Origin of the sequence: Vibrio sp. 14N.309.X.WAT.E.F5 (genome assembly GCF_030397615.1) — a bacterium.
Classification (GTDB): domain Bacteria; phylum Pseudomonadota; class Gammaproteobacteria; order Enterobacterales; family Vibrionaceae; genus Vibrio; species Vibrio lentus.
Window position 1 is genome coordinate 17,221 of sequence record NZ_JAPNXR010000033.1, and the last position, 18,269, is coordinate 35,489.

The following is an 18,269-nucleotide window of genomic DNA, read 5'->3' on the forward strand; positions in this document are numbered from 1 at the left end:
CGCTATGAGGCCAACCACGGTCAATTTGCTGACTTGCGATATAGTTTAGCAAGTTTTTACTTTATTAAAAGCTTATTTCATCACTTTTATGTGAATTGTTAGCTTAGCTCGTAAACCACTTTTTTTATATGGTTTTTATTCTTTTGGTTTGGGGTAGAATAAAGGCAATAAAAGCCGTAATCCATTAACGAGGAAGCAATGGAAACTATCGATAAAATCAAACAGCAAATTGAAGAAAACACCATTCTACTTTACATGAAAGGTTCTCCTAAGCTGCCAAGCTGTGGTTTTTCTTCTCAAGCATCTCAAGCACTAATGGCGTGTGGCGAAAAATTTGCTTACGTAGATATCCTACAAAACCCTGACATTCGTGCAGAGCTTCCAGCTTACGCACAATGGCCAACGTTCCCACAACTATGGGTTGACGGTGAGCTAATCGGTGGTTGTGACATCATTCTTGAGATGTTCCAAAAAGGTGAGCTTCAGCCAATCGTTAAAGAAGCAGCTGCTAAAGTAGCTGGCGACGACGCTGAGTAAGCTTTAAGCCTTTGCGCTTAAACATTGAATGGAAGGGGCCCTTAATAAGGCTCCTTTTTTGTTTGAATAGTTCGAAAGACTCGATAAGGAATGAACAATGGACGTAAAACTTCATTATGTGCATGACCCAATGTGCAGTTGGTGCTGGGGCTATAAGCCAACATTAGAGCTCTTAAAACAGCAGCTACCGGCGAGTATTGAATTTAATTACGTAGTAGGCGGTTTAGCTCCTGATTCTGATGAGCCAATGTCAGAAGAGATGAAGGGCAAGCTGCAAGCTATCTGGAAGCAGATCGAAGCGAAGTTGGGCACTGAGTTCAACCACGAATTCTGGACAGAGTGTCAACCTGTTCGCAGTACTTACCCTGCATGTCGCGCCGTAATCGCTGCTGGTTTTCAAGATCACTACGAAGCGATGCTTGAAGCAATTCAACACGCTTACTACCTTCGTGCGATGTTGCCACACAGCCAAGAAACGCATCTGCAGCTCGCTCAAGAATTAGGCATGAATGTACAACAGTTTGAAAATGACCTTTCTAGCAAGTTATTGGAAAGCGAATTAGATGACCAATTAGGCTTTAAAGAAGCGATCGGTGTGCACTCTTACCCGACGTTAATGCTTGAAGTAAATGGTATTTTTACGGGAGTAGAACTGGATTACCATTCAACGGAAGCGACGCTTAAGTCTATTCGCGAAGTACTTGTGAATAACGCTCCCGCTGCATAATTCAGCAAGAGCTGTCTGTATTAACGCAAATGATGCCTAAGGCTTACTCATAAGAGTAAGCCTTTTTTTGTTTGATGTAATTGGTTCTTGAGAGTGAGAGTGAGAGGAGAGGGAATTCTAGGAACAAAAAAGACCGCACAAGGCGGTCTTTATTAAAGTGAGCGTAGGACTCTTTAACTACAGAACCATAGCTGCAATCCAACCGAATACGATCAGTGGGATGTTGTAGTGCAAGAACGTAGGTACTACGGTTTCCCATACGTGCTCATGTTGACCATCAGCATTAAGACCCGATGTTGGACCTAATGTTGAGTCAGAAGCAGGAGAACCCGCATCACCAAGCGCTGCAGCCGTACCCACTAGTGCGATTGTTGCCATTGGTGAGAAACCAAATGCTGCCGCTAGAGGAACGTAGATAGTTGCAAGGATTGGAATCGTAGAGAACGAAGAGCCGATACCCATGGTTACCAATAAACCAACAATGAGCATAAGCAATGCTGCTAGAGGTTTGTTGTCACCAATGCTTGTTGAAAGCGCTTGAACCAAAGATTCAACTCCACCGGTTTGCTTCATTACTGCTGCAAAACCTGCCGCTGCAATCATGATGAAACCGATCATTGCCATCATGTGAACACCCTTGGTGAAGACATCGTGTGTCTCTTTCCAAGCTATTACACCACCGAAAGTGAATACCATGAAACCAGCCAAAGCACCGATGATCATAGAACCTGTCGACAGTTGAACCGTTAGTGCAGCAACAATACCAGCAGCAGCCACTAGGATGTGCTTCTTGTTGATCTCTTTCACTTCGGTTGAAACAACAGTATGAGACGTTTCTTTGTATTGACGTGGCTTACGGTAAGTAAAGAATACTGCCGTAAGAAGACCAAAGATCATGCCTGCAGCCGGTAACAACATTGCCATTGGCACTTGGCTTGCTACTACGTTTTCAAGACCGTTGTCGTGAAGGTTTTTAAGCAGAATGTTGTTTAGGAAGATGCCACCAAAACCGATAGGCAGAACCATATACGGAGTAATCAGACCAAAAGTAAGTACACACGCAACCAGACGACGGTCTAGGTTCATTTTTGCGAATACGCCTAATAGAGGTGGGATTAAGATTGGGATGAAGGCGATATGTACAGGAATCACGTTTTGCGAAGACATGGTCACTAAGATCAAAGACGCAAGGATGCCGTATTTTAGACCATTAGATGCCGCACTGTTCTCTTTGCCGTGAATACGTTTAATCACGCTTTGAGCAAGGAGATCTGTGATACCAGAACGAGAGATAGCAACAGCAAAGGTACCAAGCATTGCGTAGCTAAGTGCGATAGTTGCACCGCCACCTAATCCACTTTCGAAAGCTGCTACAGCGTCGTTCACACTCATACCAGAGGCTACGCCACCGATAATTGCGCTGAACGTGAGAGCCACGACAACGTTTACGCGCATCAAAGCTAAAACAAGCATGATGCAAACTGAAATTACAACAGGATTCATATTATTCTCGGGATGTTGTGTTTTTATGAAGGCAATACGAGTGAACGTTTACCGACTCTATTTTTTATTCTTCGTCAACAAGAGGCCAACCACCAAGGGCTTTCCATTTGTTTACGATGCCGCAAAATAACTCTGTGGTTTTTTGCGTATCATACAAAGCAGAGTGTGCTTCTTTGTTGTCAAATTCCATCCCCGCAGTGCGGCAAGCTTTAGCCAAAACGGTTTGACCGTAGGCAAGACCACTAAGAGCTGCAGTGTCAAAAGTTGCAAATGGATGGAAAGGGACGCGTTTAAGCTTACAACGCTCACTTGCTGCATTAACGAAGTTTAAATCGAACGTAGCATTGTGAGCGACCATGATTGCGCGACTGCAATCTGAAGCTTTTTGTTCTTTTCTCACTAGCTTATAGATTTCTTTAAGGGCTTCTTGTTCCGACACTGCACCACGTAATGGGCTAAATGGGTCTTTAATTCCGTTAAAGTCTAATGCTGCCTGCTCTATATTTGCGCCTTCAAAAGGCTCAATGTGAAAATGAAGCGTTGATGCTGGGTGCAGATCTCCGTTTTCATCCATTTTTAATGTAATGGCACAGATCTCTAATAATGCATCAGTTTCAGCGTTAAACCCTGCGGTTTCCACGTCGATGACCACTGGAAAATAGCCACGAAAGCGTTTTTTTAGGGTCAGAGCTTCGTTTTCTACAGTCATGTTAGCCCAAATAAGTGTGATTGAGGCTGCATTATTGCAGATAATAGCGGTGATAAAAACTAGGAAAGGTCAATAAATCATAAATTAGCCGCACCATCTCGGCTTGATAATTGCATATTTAAACGCGAGAGAAAAATGCGGCAATTGGCTGCATTGTTAAACGAATTGCTTAAGAGATACTCCACTTTATGAAGAAACAACTCATAACAGGTTCAATGCTATTTTCGCTACTTATGTCGCCATCGGTTTTGGCGCAAGAAAAGCGTTATGGAGCATCTCCTCAACAGTCGGCGTGGGAGATGGTGGCTAACACACCACTAGAATGTCGTTTGGTTCACCCGATTCCAAATTTTGGTGATGCTGAGTTCTCATCTCGCGCGAGTAAAAAAATCATTTTGGACTTTGAGCTTAAAATGCGCCGCCCAATGGGTGCTACGCGTAATGTCAGTTTGATCTCGATGCCGCCACCTTGGCGTCCGGGTGAAAGTGCTGATCGCATGACAACCATTAAGTTTTTCCAACAATTTGATGGCTACGTTGGCGGTCAAACGGCGTGGGGAATCTTGAGTGAGCTAGAGAAAGGGCGCTACCCGACATTCAGTTACCAAGAGTGGCAGAGCCGAGATCAGCGTATCGAAGTGTCGTTATCGTCGGTGTTGTTCCAAGAAAAGTACAATGTGTTCAGTGACTGTATCGCCAACTTATTGCCTTACAGCTTCGAAGATATCTCTTTCACTATTTTGCATTACGATCGTAACAGCGATCAGTTGAACAAATCATCACGTAAAAGGTTAAGCCAGATAGCTGACTATGTTCGCTATAACCAAGACATTGATCTGGTGCTGGTGGCCACATATACCGATTCTGCTGACAGCAAAGGCATTAGCCAGAATCTTTCAGAGCGAAGAGCGGAGTCGTTAAGAGAGTACTTTAAGTCACTCGGTTTACCGGAAGATCGTATTCAAGTGCAAGGTTATGGTAAGCGTCGTCCAATTGCCGACAACAATTCACCAATTGGTAAAGATCAAAACCGCCGCGTTGTTATCTCATTGGGTAGAACGCAGGTCTAGCTTGAATAAAATCTAAAGCTCCAATCAAAAAGCCCGTCGAAATGACGGGCTTTTTTGTATTTTAACTTTGAAGTCGTTGTCTCAACGTAACTTGTTTAGTTCAAGCGGAAACGAGCGATCATTTCACAGTTGGTCGCGGTATCGATTTTTTCAACCATAGAGGCAATTTTAGGGTTGGGATGGCGTTTCATGAAATCGATAAGGGCTTTCTTACAGCAACCAATAGAATCTATAAAGCTGGAGCATTGTGTATTCGGGCATTGCGGAATCAGTGTCAGTACTTTTTCCGAAGCAAGTTGAAGGTACTTGAGTTCGTAGTCTGTATCTCCGGCCCATCGCCAGAATTGAGCAAGGTTATGGCAAGAGATAACCGAAATCAGCAAACGCTCATCAGCCTGAATATCAGTGCGTTCAGTAATTTCTTCGCTTAAGTTTAATGCTTGCTGATAGTGAAGAATACTTCGTACAGGATCGTCGAGCTGCAATGCAGTATCGGCAAGTAACGTGTGTTTTTCCCATTCGCTAATCATTGTATTACCTCACTAATCAATAGGTGGTTAATTTAAATGATAATCATTATCATGTAAAGTTTCATTGGTGAGATTGTTAATAATAATTGGTGAAGGGTATTGTTCATGCGTGGAAACATAAAAAAGAAGCGAGCATAGTGCTCGCTTCTTTTTGGATTAGCCTTGGCTTTATTTTCAAAGCCAAGCTTCATAGCGGGTTTGTTAGGAATTAACCTTCTAGACCAGCACTTGCTTGTTTGTTCTGAATAAGCTCGATCATGTAGCCGTCAGGATCTTTAACGAATGCGATGTGAGTAGAGCCGCCTTTTACAGGGCCCGCTTCACGTGTCACATTACCGCCTGCTGCTTTAATCGCGTCACACGTTGTGTAGATGTCATCAACACCGATAGCAACGTGACCAAAAGCTGAGCCAAGGTCATATTCAGTCGTGCCCCAGTTGTAAGTCAGCTCAATCACAGCGCCTTGAGATTCGTCACCAAAGCCAACGAAAGCCAGTGTGTATTCGTACTCTTTATTCTCGTTCTTACGTAACAGCTGCATGCCCATTACATTGGTGTAGAACTCGATAGACTTGTCTAGATCACCAACGCGTAGCATGGTGTGTAAAATACGGCCGTTTGACATGATTTGCTCCTAGCTTTAATTATGTATACGTTTTTGTAATTCTGTTTTATGCCGCTAGAAAAATGCGGCATTGTTTAGCTTCTTAGCTTCTTAGCTTCTTAGCTTCATTCGCTTCATTCGCTTAGAGCTAGCCTAGACGTCGGTTTTTTCCTTGAACTCACACAAGTCTTCAATGATACAGCTGCCACAGCGTGGTTTACGTGCGACACAGGTGTAACGTCCATGAAGAATGAGCCAATGGTGGACATCCAGTTTGAATTCTTTTGGGATTACTTTAAGTAGCTTTGCTTCGACATCGTCGACGGTTTTACCCATCGCTAGCTTAGTGCGGTTTGATACACGATAGATGTGAGTATCAACGGCAATCGTTGGCCAACCGAAGGCGGTATTTAACACTACGTTTGCAGTTTTGCGGCCAACGCCTGGAAGGGCCTCTAATGCAGCGCGATCTTCCGGTACTTCACCATTATGTAGGTCAAGCAGCATGCGACACGTTTTGATGGTGTTTTCTGCTTTTGAGTTAAACAGGCCGATGGTTTTGATGTACTCTTTTAGGCCATCGACACCTAGGTCGAAAATAGCCTGTGGAGTATTAGCCACAGGATAAAGCTTATCAGTGGCTTTGTTTACGCTGACATCGGTTGCCTGCGCAGATAAGAGCACTGCGATCAGCAACTCGAAAGGGCTGTTCCAATTAAGCTCGGTTTCTGGCTTTGGATTGTTTTCTCTTAAACGCTCAAGTATTTCTACTCGTTTTACATTGTTCATAGCGACATTACTTTCAAATAGTTAGGGCTTGAGTTCCGGCGAAGTTCTTTCAAACTTACTCGTTTTAAAATAACAAGTTCCGCAATGGTTCAGGCTTTATCATCGGTTACGCGCTCTTATGAGCGTCATTATTATGTGTGCTTGGTCAATCTATTTACCTGCTGAGCGGTTGAGCTACTCAGCAGGATTTAAGCTACTGTAACTTATCAGGCATTGGTAACGCGAGCGCGTTCAATAGCTGGTTTTTCTTGTTTTGGCTGTCTAGATTTAGCTTGGTTGTCGATGATGTTTTTCAAAGCAATCAAGAAACCAACACCAATAAAGGCGCCGGGTGGTAGCAGGGCTAACAAGAAGCTGTTATCAAATTGGAATATCTGGATTCGTAACACCGAAGCCCAATCACCAAGGAGTAGGTCTGCGCCATCAAATAGGGTCCCGTTACCAATAACCTCACGCATTGCACCCAATACAACTAGTACTGATGTCATGCCAAGACCCATCCAAAACCCATCTTGAGCAGCAGGTAAAACTTCGTTTTTAGACGCGAAGGCTTCCGCTCGGCCAATGATGATACAGTTGGTTACGATCAGCGGGATAAAGATACCCAAAGAGAGGTAAAGGCCATACGCGTAGGCGTTCATCAGAAGTTGAACACAGGTTACCAGTGAAGCAATGATCATCACGAATACTGGAATACGCACTTCTTTTGGCACATGGTTTCGAACCAGAGAAACAGACACGTTCGACCCGACTAATACAAGCAAGGTAGCGATACCTAATCCAAGAGCATTAGTCACAGTTGAAGAGACAGCCAACAGCGGACATAAGCCAAGGAGTTGCACTAGGGCAGGGTTGTTGGACCACATGCCATTTTTAATTAGTGTTTTATGATCACTCATTATTCACCACCACAATTTAGAGGTTGAGCAAGCAATGCTTGGTTGTTTTGGTTAACGTACTGCACCGCTTGCTTCACTGACTTAACGACAGCTCTTGGCGTAATGGTTGCGCCAGTGAACTGGTCAAAGTCACCACCATCTTTACGAACCTTCCAACGGTCAAGATTAGAATCCGTCACTTGCTTACCGGCAAATGAAAGAATCCAATCACTAACACGAAGATCAATCTTATCACCCAATCCCGGTGTTTCTTGGTGGGAAAGAACGCGAGTACCTAAAATGGTACCATCGATTTTCATTCCAACAATGACCTTAATCGCGCCGTTGTAACCATCGGGTGCAATCGCTTCGATCGCAATCGCGCTTGGCTCACCATTGAGTTTAGCAATGTAAGCTGGCATCGCTTGTTCAGTCCCCAACTCTTCTGCTTGAACCAGAGTACAGGCTGAAAACAGTTCATTATCGTGCAGATCGTGCGGGATCACTTGATTAAGCACGGACAGTAATTGAGCCTGTTCTTGCTGCTTAATCTGATCTTTGGTCAGGTAGTGAGTTACCGCGACCAAACCTGTTGAAGCACAAGCAAAAATCGCGAGTACAAGGCCATTTTTCTTAATTGCATTTAGCATGGTATCCGCTCCTTAGTGGCCGTATGTACGAGGTTTGGTGTAGTAGTCAATCAGTGGAACACACATGTTGGCTAACAATACAGCAAACGCCACGCCATCAGGGAAGCCACCCCAACTGCGGATAATAAAGACTAGCCCGCCAATCAGAGCACCAAACACTAAGCGACCTTTTACTGTCGTTGATGCTGAAACGGGGTCGGTCGCAATGAAAAATGCGCCGAGCATAGTCGCACCAGACAATAGATGAATGGTTGGTGAAGCGGTTTCACCTGGAGTTAAGATTAAGAATACCAGGCTAAACAGCGCAAGGCTGCCGATGAAAGCTACCGGAATATGCCATTGAATCACACGTTGCTTAATCAACACTAGGCCACCAACAAGGTAAGCAAGGTTAACCCATTCCCAGCCCACGCCTGCTAACCAACTGAATTGTGGTTGAGAAAGAGCTTCAGAAGCCGTGTTGCCTGCCGTTAGTGCGGTTTTGAATGCATCGAGTGGTGTTGCCATCGTGGTGCCATCAATACCAAGACGCGCTTGTTGAAGAGATAAACCTTCATTATTGAAGCCAGTAAAGATCATCAAAAATGAGTCAACAAAGCTCGTTGCTTCAGCGGTTAAGCTAGTAGGAGCATTCCAACTGGTCATCTGAACTGGGAATGAGATCAGCAAAACAACGTAAGCCACCATCGCTGGGTTAAATGGGTTTTGTCCAAGGCCGCCATATAGGTGTTTCGCAATAATAATAGCGAAGAACATACCTATGACTAGAATCCACCACGGGGAGTGTGGGGGAATAGCGACACTTAACAGCCAAGCGGTCACAACCGCACTGTAATCACGCAATGCCATCACTGGTGGGCGTTTTCTTAGCAGCATTACGGCTGCTTCAAAGGTAACAGCAAGTGCGATAGCAAATACTAACTGGATGAGCGTACCCCATCCGAAGAAGTAGGTTTGAGCTAGTAGACCTGGCAATGCACAAATAGCCACCCATTTCATCAGATCTGGGGTGCTTCTACGATTGTGCGCGTGCGGTGAGCTGGCGATAAAGAAGGCCACTACTCTTTCTCCTCATTATTCTTTTTGTCTTGCTCTTGCTGCGCCTTTCTTGCTTTAGCACGAGCAATCGCTGCAGCAACCGCTGCTTTTTTAGGGTCGACTGGTTCTTGTTGAGTCTCAGTCTTTAATTCAACTACAGGTTCAACCACAGATTCAGGTGTTTCTGCTGACTCTTCCTGTTTCGCTTGTTGTGCCTTTCTTGCTTTAGCGCGAGCTATTGCAGCGGCAACAGCAGCTTTTTTAGGATCCACTGGTTCTGATTGAATTTCAGCTTCCACTTCTATTTCAGGAGCGATTGCTTCTGCTTCGACCTGCTTAGCTTGCTGTGCTTTCTTCGCTTTGGCGCGAGCAATAGCTGCAGCGACTGCATCTTTTTTGGCATCACCAGAGCTTTCAGCTGAAGCTTCGCTTTCTGTTTGAGTAGAAGATTCAGCTTGTTGTGCTTTCTTGGCTTTAGCGCGAGCAATGGCCGCAGCGACTGCATCTTTCTTAGCATCGCCTGATTTTTCAACTGGAGCTTCACTTTCGGTTAGAGTAGCTGACTCCGCTTGTTGAGCTTTCTTCGCTTTAGCACGAGCGATAGCGGCAGCGACAGCATCTTTCTTAGCGTCGCCAGAACTTTCAGCCGGAGTCTCAGAAGTCGATTCTGCTTGTTGTGCTTTCTTTGCTTTAGCGCGAGCTATTGCAGCAGCGACGGCGTCTTTCTTAGCATCGCCAGTACTTTCAACCGGAGCGTCAGAAGCTGATTCTGTTTGTTGTGCTTTCTTGGCTTTAGCGCGAGCAATAGCCGCAGCAACCGCGTCTTTCTTAGCGTCACCTGATTTTTCAATCGGAGATTCAGAAGCTGATTCTGTTTGTTGCGCTTTCTTGGCTTTAGCGCGAGCGATGGCTGCAGCGACTGCATCTTTCTTAGCGTCGCCTGATTTTTCAATCGGAGCTTCAGAAGCCGATTCCACTTGCTGTGCTTTCTTGGCTTTAGCGCGAGCTATAGCTGCAGCGACAGCATCTTTCTTAGCATCGCCTGAGCTTTCTGCAGGTGCATCAGTTGCTGCTTGTTGTGCCTTGCGCTCTCGAGCTTGTCGTTTACGTTCTTCACGCAGTTTCGACATTTCAGTATTGTCTGGTTCAGCGCTATCCGTTTTCTGAGCCGCAGCTTGTTTTGCTTTTGCCTTGGCAATCGCAGCAGCAACCGCAGGTTTTACCGCTGGTTCTGCATTAGGAGCTTGGTTTGCCGCGGCTTTTTGCGCTTTAACGCGAGCAATCGCAGCTGCAATCGCATCATCACCATCCGCAGACTTCATATCTTTACGACGGTTGTCAGCTGCTTTCTTAAAGCGGTTTTCACGTTCTGCTTTGTCACGCTCCATACGAGCGTTTTTCTCTTCGAAACGAATCTTGGCGCGCTCTGCTGCAGCGGCTTCATCTTTTCGAGTTTTGATCTCAGCTTTTGCTTGGCGGTAGTACTGAACAAGAGGAATTTCACTTGGGCAGACAAATGCACAAGCACCGCATTCAATACAGTCTTTAATATTCAGTTCTTCACACTTATCCAACTCATTGGCTTTCGCATGCCATTGCAGTTGTTGAGGAAGAAGTGATGCGGGGCAAGCCTCGGCACACGCGCTACAACGAATACATTCCATCTCGTAAGTGCTTGGAGAGATCTCACGACGCGTTGGCGCTAAAATACAGTTCGACGTTTTAGTGATTGGCACATTGGCATGTGGCAAGGTGAAGCCCATCATAGGGCCACCCAAAATCAAACGCGGAAGCTTTTTATCGGCTTTGTAGCCAAACTCTTCAAGTAACTCGTGTACTGGTGTACCTAATAGTGCCCAAACATTACGAGGTTGCTTAAAGGTCTTACCGGTTAAAGTCACCACGCGGTTAACGACAGGTTCACCGTCGATTACTGCTCTCTTAATTGAATAAAGAGAGCCGACGTTTTGAACTAAAACACCTATGTCTGCAGGAATGCCGCCAGCTGGAACCTCTTTATTGGTGAGGATCTTTATGAGCTGTTTCTCACCACCAGAAGGGTATTTGGTTGGGATAACACGAATGACGATATCTTTGTCTTTCGCTGCAATCTCAAGTGCTTTTATTGCGTCTGGTTTGTTGTCTTCAATACCGATCACGGTCAGTTTTGGTTGAAGGATGTGTTCAACCACTTCGATGCCTTTTAATACTTCATCTGCATGTTCTTGAAGCAATTTGTCATCTGAGGTGATGTAAGGCTCACATTCCGCAGCATTGACGATCAAAATGTCAGTACGACCAAGGCCTGACTGAAGCTTTTTCGCGGTAGGGAAGCCTGCGCCGCCCATGCCTGAGATACCAGCTTGGCGAATTACATCAAGCAGTTCGTCTGAGGTCTTTGTTGAAAAGTCTTCAACTGGATGTTTTTCGATCCAAGTGTCTAAGCCGTCAGGTTTAATGACCACACTGAGCTCGCTCAAACCCGAAGGGTGAGCGGTAGTTCTTGATTCGATAGCAGTAATCACGCCCGATGTTGGTGCATGTACCGGCAATGTAAAACCTGTATCCAAGGCTGTCAGTTGTTGGCCTTTTAGCACAGTGTCACCCGCAGCAACCAATAAGTTACCTGGCTTACCGATGTGCTGTTTCACTGGAAGAACGATTTCTTCTGGGAGCCTTGCATGCACGATATCAGTAGTATTCGACTGTTTCTTGTTTTCAGCAGGGTGCACACCGCCCGGGAAGTTCCAAATTGAGCCCGTGCGAATTTGTTCAATTAAAGAGATCATACTAACCCTATGCCTTAGGCTCTGACGCGGTCGCATCAGTTGCTTGGTTAGTGATATCAGTAACAGGAATGATGTTCATCTGCCATTTCCAATTTTCAGTCGTTGTTGCCACTGGAATCATTTCGATACAGTCAGTAGGGCACGGTGCGACACATAGATCACAACCTGTACATTCATCTTTGATTACTGTGTGAAGTGCCTTGGTGCCACCAACAATGGCGTCGACAGGGCAGGCTTGAATGCATTTGGTGCAGCCAATACACATATCTTCATGAATGAAGGCAACGGTTTTTACTTTGTTATCTAAGTCATGAGCGGAGTCTTCAACTTCTACGCCCATTAAATCTGCGAGCTTCTCAATGGTTGCTTGGCCGCCAGGAGGACATTTGTTGATCTTGTCTCCGTTAGCGATCGCCTCTGCGTATGGGCGACAACCAGGGTAACCACACTGGCCACATTGAGTTTGCGGTAAAATGGTATCGATTTGATCAACGATCGGATCGGCTTCTACTTTAAAGCGAATAGAAGCAAAGCCTAAGATAGCGCCAAAAACAGCGGCTAAAACGGCGAGTGCAATGATTGCAATTAAGATGGTACTCATTCTTACTTCACCAACCCAGTAAAGCCCATAAATGCCAGAGACATTAGGCCTGCTGTGATCATCGCAATCGATGCGCCTTTGAATGGCATTGGTACATCAGCAACCGCAATACGCTCACGCATCGCAGCAAATAGGATCAGAACAAGAGAGAAACCAACCGCTGCGCCGAAACCATAGATGATCGACTGAATGAAGTTGTGGTTTTCATTGATGTTCAAAAGTGCCACACCTAACACCGCGCAGTTGGTGGTGATAAGAGGCAGGAAGATACCCAATAGGCGATATAGCGTTGGGCTGGTTTTGTGAACGACCATTTCCGTAAATTGAACAACCACCGCGATAACCAAGATGAAACTCATGGTACGCAGGTATTCAATACCCAGAGGGGTAAGGATGTAGGTTTCTACTAGGTATGCAGATACCGACGCTAACGTCAGAACGAAAGTCGTCGCGAGGCCCATGCCAATCGCAGTCTCCAGTTTCTTGGAGACTCCCATAAATGGACATAGTCCTAAAAACTTCACTAGCACAAAGTTATTGACCAGCACTGTGCCAACCAACAACAAAAGGTATTCGGTCATAATGGATTAATTCTTGAGATTCCGATCCCGATATTATCCTGCTTTGCTCACCTAATAACAACCAAGGATCACTAGGGATTTAGACACTTGGTGAAAAAAACATCAGGTAATCGTTTGATTATCAAAGCTGCAGTAAGTATAGACATAGATTTTAATGGTGTAAGCGTGCTCTGAGGTATCACGATGATCTTTGGCTGATCATTTAAGTACACACTGATTTCACTTTTCTATACAGCTGAAAAATCGGAGGTGAGATGAATCAAAGAATGAATTTTTACCGATTTACTGCTGTTAATTCAGTGCCATTGGCGGCCGGATGGGGTGTATTGCAGAAAGTAAGTTCGCTAAAAATGCAAAAAGCCGCATCGAGTGATGCGGCTTCTTTAAATTTGGCCCCCTTGTCGAGACTTGAACGCGGGCGGGTAGCACGGTCTGACGATTCGGGTGTGATATTAACTTGGAGCAAGTTAGTCGCAGTTATATACGAAAAAAGCCCAATCTTTCGATTGAGCCTTTTTCTGAATTTGGCTCCCCTTGCAAGACTTGAACTTGCGACATACGGATTAACAGTCCGCCGTTCTACCAACTGAACTAAAGGGGAATTGCTTGTTAGCGACGCGAATTCTAATAAGAGACCTGTTTTCTGTCAATAAAAAATAGTAGAAAAAAGTAAGATAAAAAACTTTACTTTCTTGGATGCCTTATCAGATTTAGCTTTGCTTTAGTTATCCACCAAAATTGTGGATAAGTGTGTGTGCGAAACTTTAACAACAATAATTGGAGTAAATCTGAAAATGTAAAAATTATAGATAACGTGATGTATTTAAAGGAATAGTACCAAAGTATCACGATTGTATAACTTTTATAGATTAGAAAGCGAACAGTAAAACAAGCGGTATTTTTAGATTTTTTGGGGAAAAGTAGTGGATTAAAATTCGAGTAATTTAGCTGGGGAAACTTTGCAGGGGCACGGATAATACCAAGTTCTAAAATTAAAAGCTATCACTGATATTCAATCTTAAGGCGCATTTCTCTAGATAATAGTTGCAACGAGATGGCTCCTAGAGTGACAATGACCTGATTAAAAACACAGTATGGAAATGGCAACCTATGAGCAAACTCTTTGATTTGGTATCGGACTACAGCCCGTCCGGTGACCAGCCGACAGCGATAACCAGATTACTAGATGGATTAGATTCTGGTTTGGCACATCAAACTCTATTAGGGGTAACGGGCTCAGGTAAAACCTTTACTCTTGCCAATGTCATTTCCCAATCGCAAAGACCTGCCATTCTGTTAGCACCGAACAAGACGTTGGCTGCTCAGCTTTATGGTGAGATGAAATCTTTCTTTCCAAATAATGCCGTCGAGTACTTCGTTTCTTACTACGATTACTACCAACCAGAAGCTTACGTTCCAACCACTGATACTTTCATTGAGAAAGATGCGTCTGTGAATGCCCATATCGAACAAATGAGGCTATCAGCGACCAAAGCGCTTCTTGAACGTAAAGACGCCATCATTGTGGCGTCTGTATCGGCTATCTATGGTCTCGGTGATCCTAAGTCTTATTTGAAAATGATGCTGCACTTGAGTCGTGGTGAGGTCATGGATCAGCGTGATATCTTACGCCGCTTGGCTGAGCTGCAATATTCGAGAAACGATGTAGCATTTGAGCGTGGTCAGTTCCGTGTCCGTGGTGAAGTGATTGATATCTTCCCCGCAGAATCTGACCAAGACGCAGTTCGAATCGAAATGTTCGATGATGAAGTAGACTGTATCAGTATTTTTGACCCGTTAACTGGTGCTATTAAACAGAGAGACTTACCTCGTTTTACGGTTTATCCAAAAACGCACTATGTCACTCCAAGAGAGAAAATCCTTGAAGCGATTGAGAAGATTAAGGATGAGTTACGCGATAGGGCGCAATATTTAAAAGACAACAACAAGCTTCTCGAAGAACAGCGCATCTCCCAAAGAACTCAGTTTGATATTGAGATGATGACGGAGCTGGGTTTCTGCTCGGGTATTGAAAACTATTCTCGCTATTTGAGTGGACGTAATGAAGGTGAAGCTCCTCCAACCTTATTTGATTACTTACCTAATGATGGTTTGCTGATTATCGATGAGTCACACGTAACTGTGCCGCAAATTGGCGCCATGTATAAAGGTGACCGTTCGCGTAAAGAAACCTTGGTTGAGTTTGGCTTTAGACTGCCTTCGGCGTTAGATAACCGTCCGATGAAGTTTGAAGAGTTCGAATCGATCGCTCCTCAGACTATTTTTGTGTCGGCCACGCCGGGTAATTATGAGATTGAGAAATCAGACGGTGAGATTGCTGATCAAGTAGTGCGTCCTACTGGCTTACTTGACCCGATCATCGAAGTAAGGCCTGTCGCGACTCAGGTTGATGACCTGTTGTCTGAAATCAGAATACGTTCAGTGAAAGAAGAACGTGTACTTGTCACTACGCTAACTAAGCGAATGGCTGAAGACTTAACAGAATATCTGAGTGAGCATGGTGTTAAGGTTCGTTACTTGCACTCAGATATCGATACGGTTGAGCGTGTAGAGATCATTCGAGATCTTCGACTGGGCGAGTTTGACGTGTTAGTGGGCATTAACTTACTTCGAGAAGGTTTGGATATGCCTGAAGTATCGCTGGTGGCGATTCTTGATGCTGATAAAGAGGGCTTCTTACGTTCTGAGCGTTCTCTGATTCAGACCATTGGCCGTGCGGCGCGTAACCTGGAAGGTCGAGCTATCTTGTATGGTGACTCGATTACTAAATCAATGAGAAAAGCGATTGATGAAACTGATCGTCGTAGAGAAAAACAACAAGCTTACAATGAAGAGCAAGGCATCACGCCGCAAGCATTGAAACGTAATATCAAAGATATTATGGAGCTGGGTGACCTGACTAAATCCAAACAACAGCGACAATCTAAGCAAGTTCCGCTATCTAAGGTTGCTGAACCTTCTGAAAGTTATGCCGTGCTTACACCACAGCAGCTTGATAAAGAGATCAGTAAACTGGAAGCGGCAATGTATCAACATGCTCAGAACTTGGAATTTGAATTGGCGGCACAGAAGCGTGATGAAATTGAACAGTTAAGAAAGCAGTTCATTACCAATAGTTAAGGTTAGCTCGTCGGGACTGGAATTTCAGACAAAAAAACAGCCAGTAGTAAATGTTCTACTGGCTTACGTTTGTGAACACAAGGTCCACTAACAACGTCAGTTGGCTAGGTGACCCGAAGGTCAGTTGGATAACTGCATCGTTCGTGCCACATCGATAACACATTGATTGTTTTAAACAGGGAAAGAAATGTTCCACAAATACTGTGGTTAATTTGCATAATGCAAAGCGGAATGCGATTATAATAAGAAATGCAAATTATAACGGCTAGGATATGCAATCAAAAACGCTAGATAACAAATCGAAGTATTTGTTGATGGTAGAGGATACCGCTTCAGTAGCGGCTCTATATCGCTCGTATCTTACACCGCTCGAGATTGATATCAACATTGTCGGCACAGGCCGCGATGCAATTGAGAGTTTGAATCATCGAATCCCAGACCTTATTTTATTAGATCTACGTCTACCTGATATGACGGGTATGGACGTGCTATTTGCTGTAAAACAAAAATACCCAGAAGTTCCTGTGATCTTTATGACGGCTCACGGCTCGATCGATACGGCCGTTGAAGCGATGCGTCATGGTTCTCAAGATTTCCTTATTAAACCGTGTGAAGCCGACCGACTTCGTATTACGGTGAACAACGCGATACGCAAAGCGACAAAACTCAAAAACAGCGCTGAACATCCCGGTAATCAAAACTATCAAGGCTTCATTGGTAGCAGCCAAACCATGCAGCAGGTCTACCGAACGATCGATTCTGCAGCATCGAGTAAAGCGAGTATTTTCATCACAGGTGAAAGTGGTACCGGTAAAGAGGTGTGTGCAGAAGCGATTCACGCTGCGAGTAAGCGTGGTGATAAGCCTTTTATTGCGATTAACTGTGCCGCTATTCCAAAAGATTTGATTGAGAGTGAACTGTTTGGTCACGTTAAAGGCGCCTTTACTGGGGCGGCAACGGATCGACAAGGCGCGGCTGAACTTGCAGATGGTGGAACCTTGTTCCTCGATGAGTTGTGCGAAATGGATCTTGAACTGCAAACCAAGCTTCTACGTTTCATTCAAACTGGTACTTTCCAAAAAGTCGGTTCTTCAAAAATGAAGAGCGTTGATGTGCGCTTTGTTTGTGCAACTAACCGTGACCCTTGGAAAGAAGTACAAGAAGGTCGCTTTAGAGAGGATTTATACTATCGTTTATACGTGATTCCTTTGCACTTGCCGCCACTGCGCGAGCGTGGGGAAGATGTTATTGAAATTGCGTACTCGCTGCTGGGCTATATGTCTGTTGAGGAAGGTAAGGCCTTTGTGCGTTTTGCTCAGGAAGTGTTGGATCGCTTTAACCAATACGAGTGGCCGGGTAACGTTCGTCAGCTACAAAACGTATTACGAAATGTGGTGGTATTGAATAATGGTAAAGAGATTACTCTGAACATGCTTCCACCCCCATTGAATCAACCGATTGAAAACAGCCTGCGACTGAAAGAGAAGCAGAATGAGGACATCACGGTAAAAGATATTTTCCCATTGTGGATCACTGAGAAAACGGCAATCGAACAGGCCATAAAAGCGTGTGATGGCAACATCCCACGCGCGGCAGGTTTCTTGGATGTCAGTCCATCGACGATTTACCGTAAATTGCAAACGTGGAATGCGAAGCAGTAATCACCAAACAATAAGAAAGAACGATGATGAAAGTATTAAATCAGCAAAAAGTTGATGAGCTTGCCGGCGAAATCGGGCAAGAGAATGTCCCAGTGTTACTGGAGATATTTTTAGGTGAATTGAAAGGATATTATGAGCACCTAGATCTCAATAAAGACACGGATACATCGAAGTATCTGGCCGACATTAGCCATGCCTTAAAGAGCAGCGCCGCGAGCTTTGGTGCCGATTCTTTGTGTAGTTTTGCGATTAGTGTGGATGCAAAAGTGAAACAAGCGTTACCCGTGACAGATGTTGACTTTCAAGATATGCAAGAACTTCTGTTATCAACGTATACGGAATATCAGCAGTTGATGACGGATCTCTAAAACGGTTGATAGTGGCATAAGCAGATATTAAAAAAGGAGCATTATGCTCCTTTTTTGTTTTTACCGGCTTCAGGTGTTTAGCTTAAGCCACTA

The 18,269-nt window shown here is 44.6% G+C and carries 17 protein-coding genes and 1 tRNA gene; 6 read left to right on the forward strand and 12 right to left on the reverse strand.

What is annotated here, in order from left to right; all coding sequences use genetic code 11:
- Positions 1-198: 198 nt before the first annotated feature.
- Positions 199-537, forward strand: a complete 339-nt coding sequence (locus OW495_RS22620; protein WP_017076187.1) for a Grx4 family monothiol glutaredoxin — start codon at positions 199-201, stop codon at positions 535-537.
- Positions 538-634: 97 nt separating this feature from the next.
- The gene (locus OW495_RS22625; protein ID WP_102514320.1) at positions 635-1,264 is read left to right on the forward strand and encodes a DsbA family protein; all 630 of its coding nucleotides are present in this window, start codon (positions 635-637) and stop codon (positions 1,262-1,264) included.
- A 177-nt stretch (positions 1,265-1,441) separates the two neighbouring features.
- On the opposite strand, the gene OW495_RS22630 is transcribed toward OW495_RS22625, so the two are convergent.
- A complete protein-coding gene (locus OW495_RS22630) occupies positions 1,442-2,767 on the reverse strand; it encodes a Na+/H+ antiporter family protein (protein ID WP_017111116.1) in 1,326 nt (441 codons plus the stop codon).
- Between the two features lie 64 nt (positions 2,768-2,831).
- The gene (gene rnt / locus OW495_RS22635) at positions 2,832-3,476 is read right to left on the reverse strand and encodes a ribonuclease T (RefSeq protein WP_017061178.1); all 645 of its coding nucleotides are present in this window, start codon (positions 3,474-3,476) and stop codon (positions 2,832-2,834) included.
- A 188-nt stretch (positions 3,477-3,664) separates the two neighbouring features.
- Here rnt and OW495_RS22640 point away from each other — a divergent pair, with 188 nt between their 5' ends.
- Positions 3,665-4,546, forward strand: a complete 882-nt coding sequence (locus tag OW495_RS22640) for an OmpA family protein (protein ID WP_017111115.1) — start codon at positions 3,665-3,667, stop codon at positions 4,544-4,546.
- A gap of 95 nt (positions 4,547-4,641) precedes the next feature.
- Here OW495_RS22640 and OW495_RS22645 read toward each other — a convergent pair whose 3' ends face one another.
- The 10 genes from OW495_RS22645 to OW495_RS22690 all read right to left on the reverse strand — a co-directional run bounded on the left by OW495_RS22645 (position 4,642) and on the right by OW495_RS22690 (position 13,607).
- Entirely contained in the window at positions 4,642-5,076 is a 435-nt protein-coding gene (locus tag OW495_RS22645) for a DUF2753 domain-containing protein (RefSeq protein ID WP_017076183.1), read from the reverse strand.
- A gap of 208 nt (positions 5,077-5,284) precedes the next feature.
- Entirely contained in the window at positions 5,285-5,701 is a 417-nt protein-coding gene (gloA, locus tag OW495_RS22650; protein WP_004734046.1) for a lactoylglutathione lyase, read from the reverse strand.
- A gap of 132 nt (positions 5,702-5,833) precedes the next feature.
- On the reverse strand, positions 5,834-6,469 hold the full coding sequence (nth, locus tag OW495_RS22655; protein WP_010437137.1) for an endonuclease III: 636 nt from the start codon (positions 6,467-6,469) through the stop codon (positions 5,834-5,836).
- 206 nt (positions 6,470-6,675) lie between these two features.
- A complete protein-coding gene (locus tag OW495_RS22660) occupies positions 6,676-7,368 on the reverse strand; it encodes an electron transport complex subunit E (RefSeq protein ID WP_065677933.1) in 693 nt (230 codons plus the stop codon).
- Positions 7,368-7,997 carry an electron transport complex subunit RsxG gene (gene rsxG, locus OW495_RS22665; RefSeq protein WP_017098008.1) on the reverse strand — a complete coding sequence of 210 codons (630 nt, stop codon included), beginning with the start codon at positions 7,995-7,997 and terminating at the stop codon, positions 7,368-7,370. Before rsxG ends, OW495_RS22660 begins: the two co-directional genes overlap by 1 nt.
- A 12-nt stretch (positions 7,998-8,009) precedes the next feature.
- Positions 8,010-9,056 carry an electron transport complex subunit RsxD gene (gene rsxD, locus OW495_RS22670; RefSeq protein WP_046209138.1) on the reverse strand — a complete coding sequence of 349 codons (1,047 nt, stop codon included), beginning with the start codon at positions 9,054-9,056 and terminating at the stop codon, positions 8,010-8,012.
- Positions 9,056-11,824 (reverse strand): electron transport complex subunit RsxC, encoded by a 2,769-nt coding sequence (gene rsxC / locus OW495_RS22675; protein WP_289888499.1) that lies wholly within the window; start codon positions 11,822-11,824, stop codon positions 9,056-9,058. The genes rsxD and rsxC overlap by 1 nt, the downstream gene beginning before the upstream one ends.
- Before the next feature lie 7 nt (positions 11,825-11,831).
- Complete coding sequence (gene rsxB, locus OW495_RS22680) at positions 11,832-12,425, reverse strand: electron transport complex subunit RsxB (protein ID WP_004734040.1); 594 nt, start codon at positions 12,423-12,425, stop codon at positions 11,832-11,834.
- Between the two features lie 2 nt (positions 12,426-12,427).
- Positions 12,428-13,006: an electron transport complex subunit RsxA gene (gene rsxA / locus OW495_RS22685; RefSeq protein WP_004734039.1), complete on the reverse strand. Its 579-nt coding sequence runs from the start codon at positions 13,004-13,006 to the stop codon at positions 12,428-12,430.
- 525 nt (positions 13,007-13,531) lie between these two features.
- Positions 13,532-13,607 (reverse strand) — tRNA-Asn (locus tag OW495_RS22690).
- A gap of 509 nt (positions 13,608-14,116) precedes the next feature.
- Between OW495_RS22690 and uvrB the strand changes: the two genes are divergently transcribed.
- The 3 genes from uvrB to luxU all read left to right on the forward strand — a co-directional run bounded on the left by uvrB (position 14,117) and on the right by luxU (position 18,176).
- Complete coding sequence (gene uvrB, locus OW495_RS22695; RefSeq protein ID WP_017111110.1) at positions 14,117-16,147, forward strand: excinuclease ABC subunit UvrB; 2,031 nt, start codon at positions 14,117-14,119, stop codon at positions 16,145-16,147.
- Between the two features lie 272 nt (positions 16,148-16,419).
- The gene (luxO, locus tag OW495_RS22700) at positions 16,420-17,808 is read left to right on the forward strand and encodes a quorum-sensing sigma-54 dependent transcriptional regulator LuxO (RefSeq protein ID WP_017111109.1); all 1,389 of its coding nucleotides are present in this window, start codon (positions 16,420-16,422) and stop codon (positions 17,806-17,808) included.
- A gap of 23 nt (positions 17,809-17,831) precedes the next feature.
- Positions 17,832-18,176 (forward strand): quorum-sensing phosphorelay protein LuxU, encoded by a 345-nt coding sequence (gene luxU, locus OW495_RS22705; RefSeq protein WP_065103213.1) that lies wholly within the window; start codon positions 17,832-17,834, stop codon positions 18,174-18,176.
- Positions 18,177-18,269 lie beyond the last annotated feature (93 nt).

Excerpts from the sequence above, each read along its gene's own strand:
- OW495_RS22620 (WP_017076187.1), top strand. The coding sequence starts at position 199 with ATGGAAACTATCGATAAAATCAAACAGCAAATTGAAGAAAACACCATT.
- OW495_RS22625 (WP_102514320.1), top strand. The coding sequence starts at position 635 with ATGGACGTAAAACTTCATTATGTGCATGACCCAATGTGCAGTTGGTGC.
- OW495_RS22630 (WP_017111116.1), bottom strand. The coding sequence starts at position 2,767 with ATGAATCCTGTTGTAATTTCAGTTTGCATCATGCTTGTTTTAGCTTTG.
- rnt (WP_017061178.1), bottom strand. The coding sequence starts at position 3,476 with ATGACTGTAGAAAACGAAGCTCTGACCCTAAAAAAACGCTTTCGTGGC.
- OW495_RS22640 (WP_017111115.1), top strand. The coding sequence starts at position 3,665 with ATGAAGAAACAACTCATAACAGGTTCAATGCTATTTTCGCTACTTATG.
- OW495_RS22645 (WP_017076183.1), bottom strand. The coding sequence starts at position 5,076 with ATGATTAGCGAATGGGAAAAACACACGTTACTTGCCGATACTGCATTG.
- gloA (WP_004734046.1), bottom strand. The coding sequence starts at position 5,701 with ATGTCAAACGGCCGTATTTTACACACCATGCTACGCGTTGGTGATCTA.
- nth (WP_010437137.1), bottom strand. The coding sequence starts at position 6,469 with ATGAACAATGTAAAACGAGTAGAAATACTTGAGCGTTTAAGAGAAAAC.
- OW495_RS22660 (WP_065677933.1), bottom strand. The coding sequence starts at position 7,368 with ATGAGTGATCATAAAACACTAATTAAAAATGGCATGTGGTCCAACAAC.
- rsxG (WP_017098008.1), bottom strand. The coding sequence starts at position 7,997 with ATGCTAAATGCAATTAAGAAAAATGGCCTTGTACTCGCGATTTTTGCT.
- rsxC (WP_289888499.1), bottom strand. The coding sequence starts at position 11,824 with ATGATCTCTTTAATTGAACAAATTCGCACGGGCTCAATTTGGAACTTC.
- rsxB (WP_004734040.1), bottom strand. The coding sequence starts at position 12,425 with ATGAGTACCATCTTAATTGCAATCATTGCACTCGCCGTTTTAGCCGCT.
- rsxA (WP_004734039.1), bottom strand. The coding sequence starts at position 13,006 with ATGACCGAATACCTTTTGTTGTTGGTTGGCACAGTGCTGGTCAATAAC.
- uvrB (WP_017111110.1), top strand. The coding sequence starts at position 14,117 with ATGAGCAAACTCTTTGATTTGGTATCGGACTACAGCCCGTCCGGTGAC.
- luxO (WP_017111109.1), top strand. The coding sequence starts at position 16,420 with ATGCAATCAAAAACGCTAGATAACAAATCGAAGTATTTGTTGATGGTA.
- luxU (WP_065103213.1), top strand. The coding sequence starts at position 17,832 with ATGATGAAAGTATTAAATCAGCAAAAAGTTGATGAGCTTGCCGGCGAA.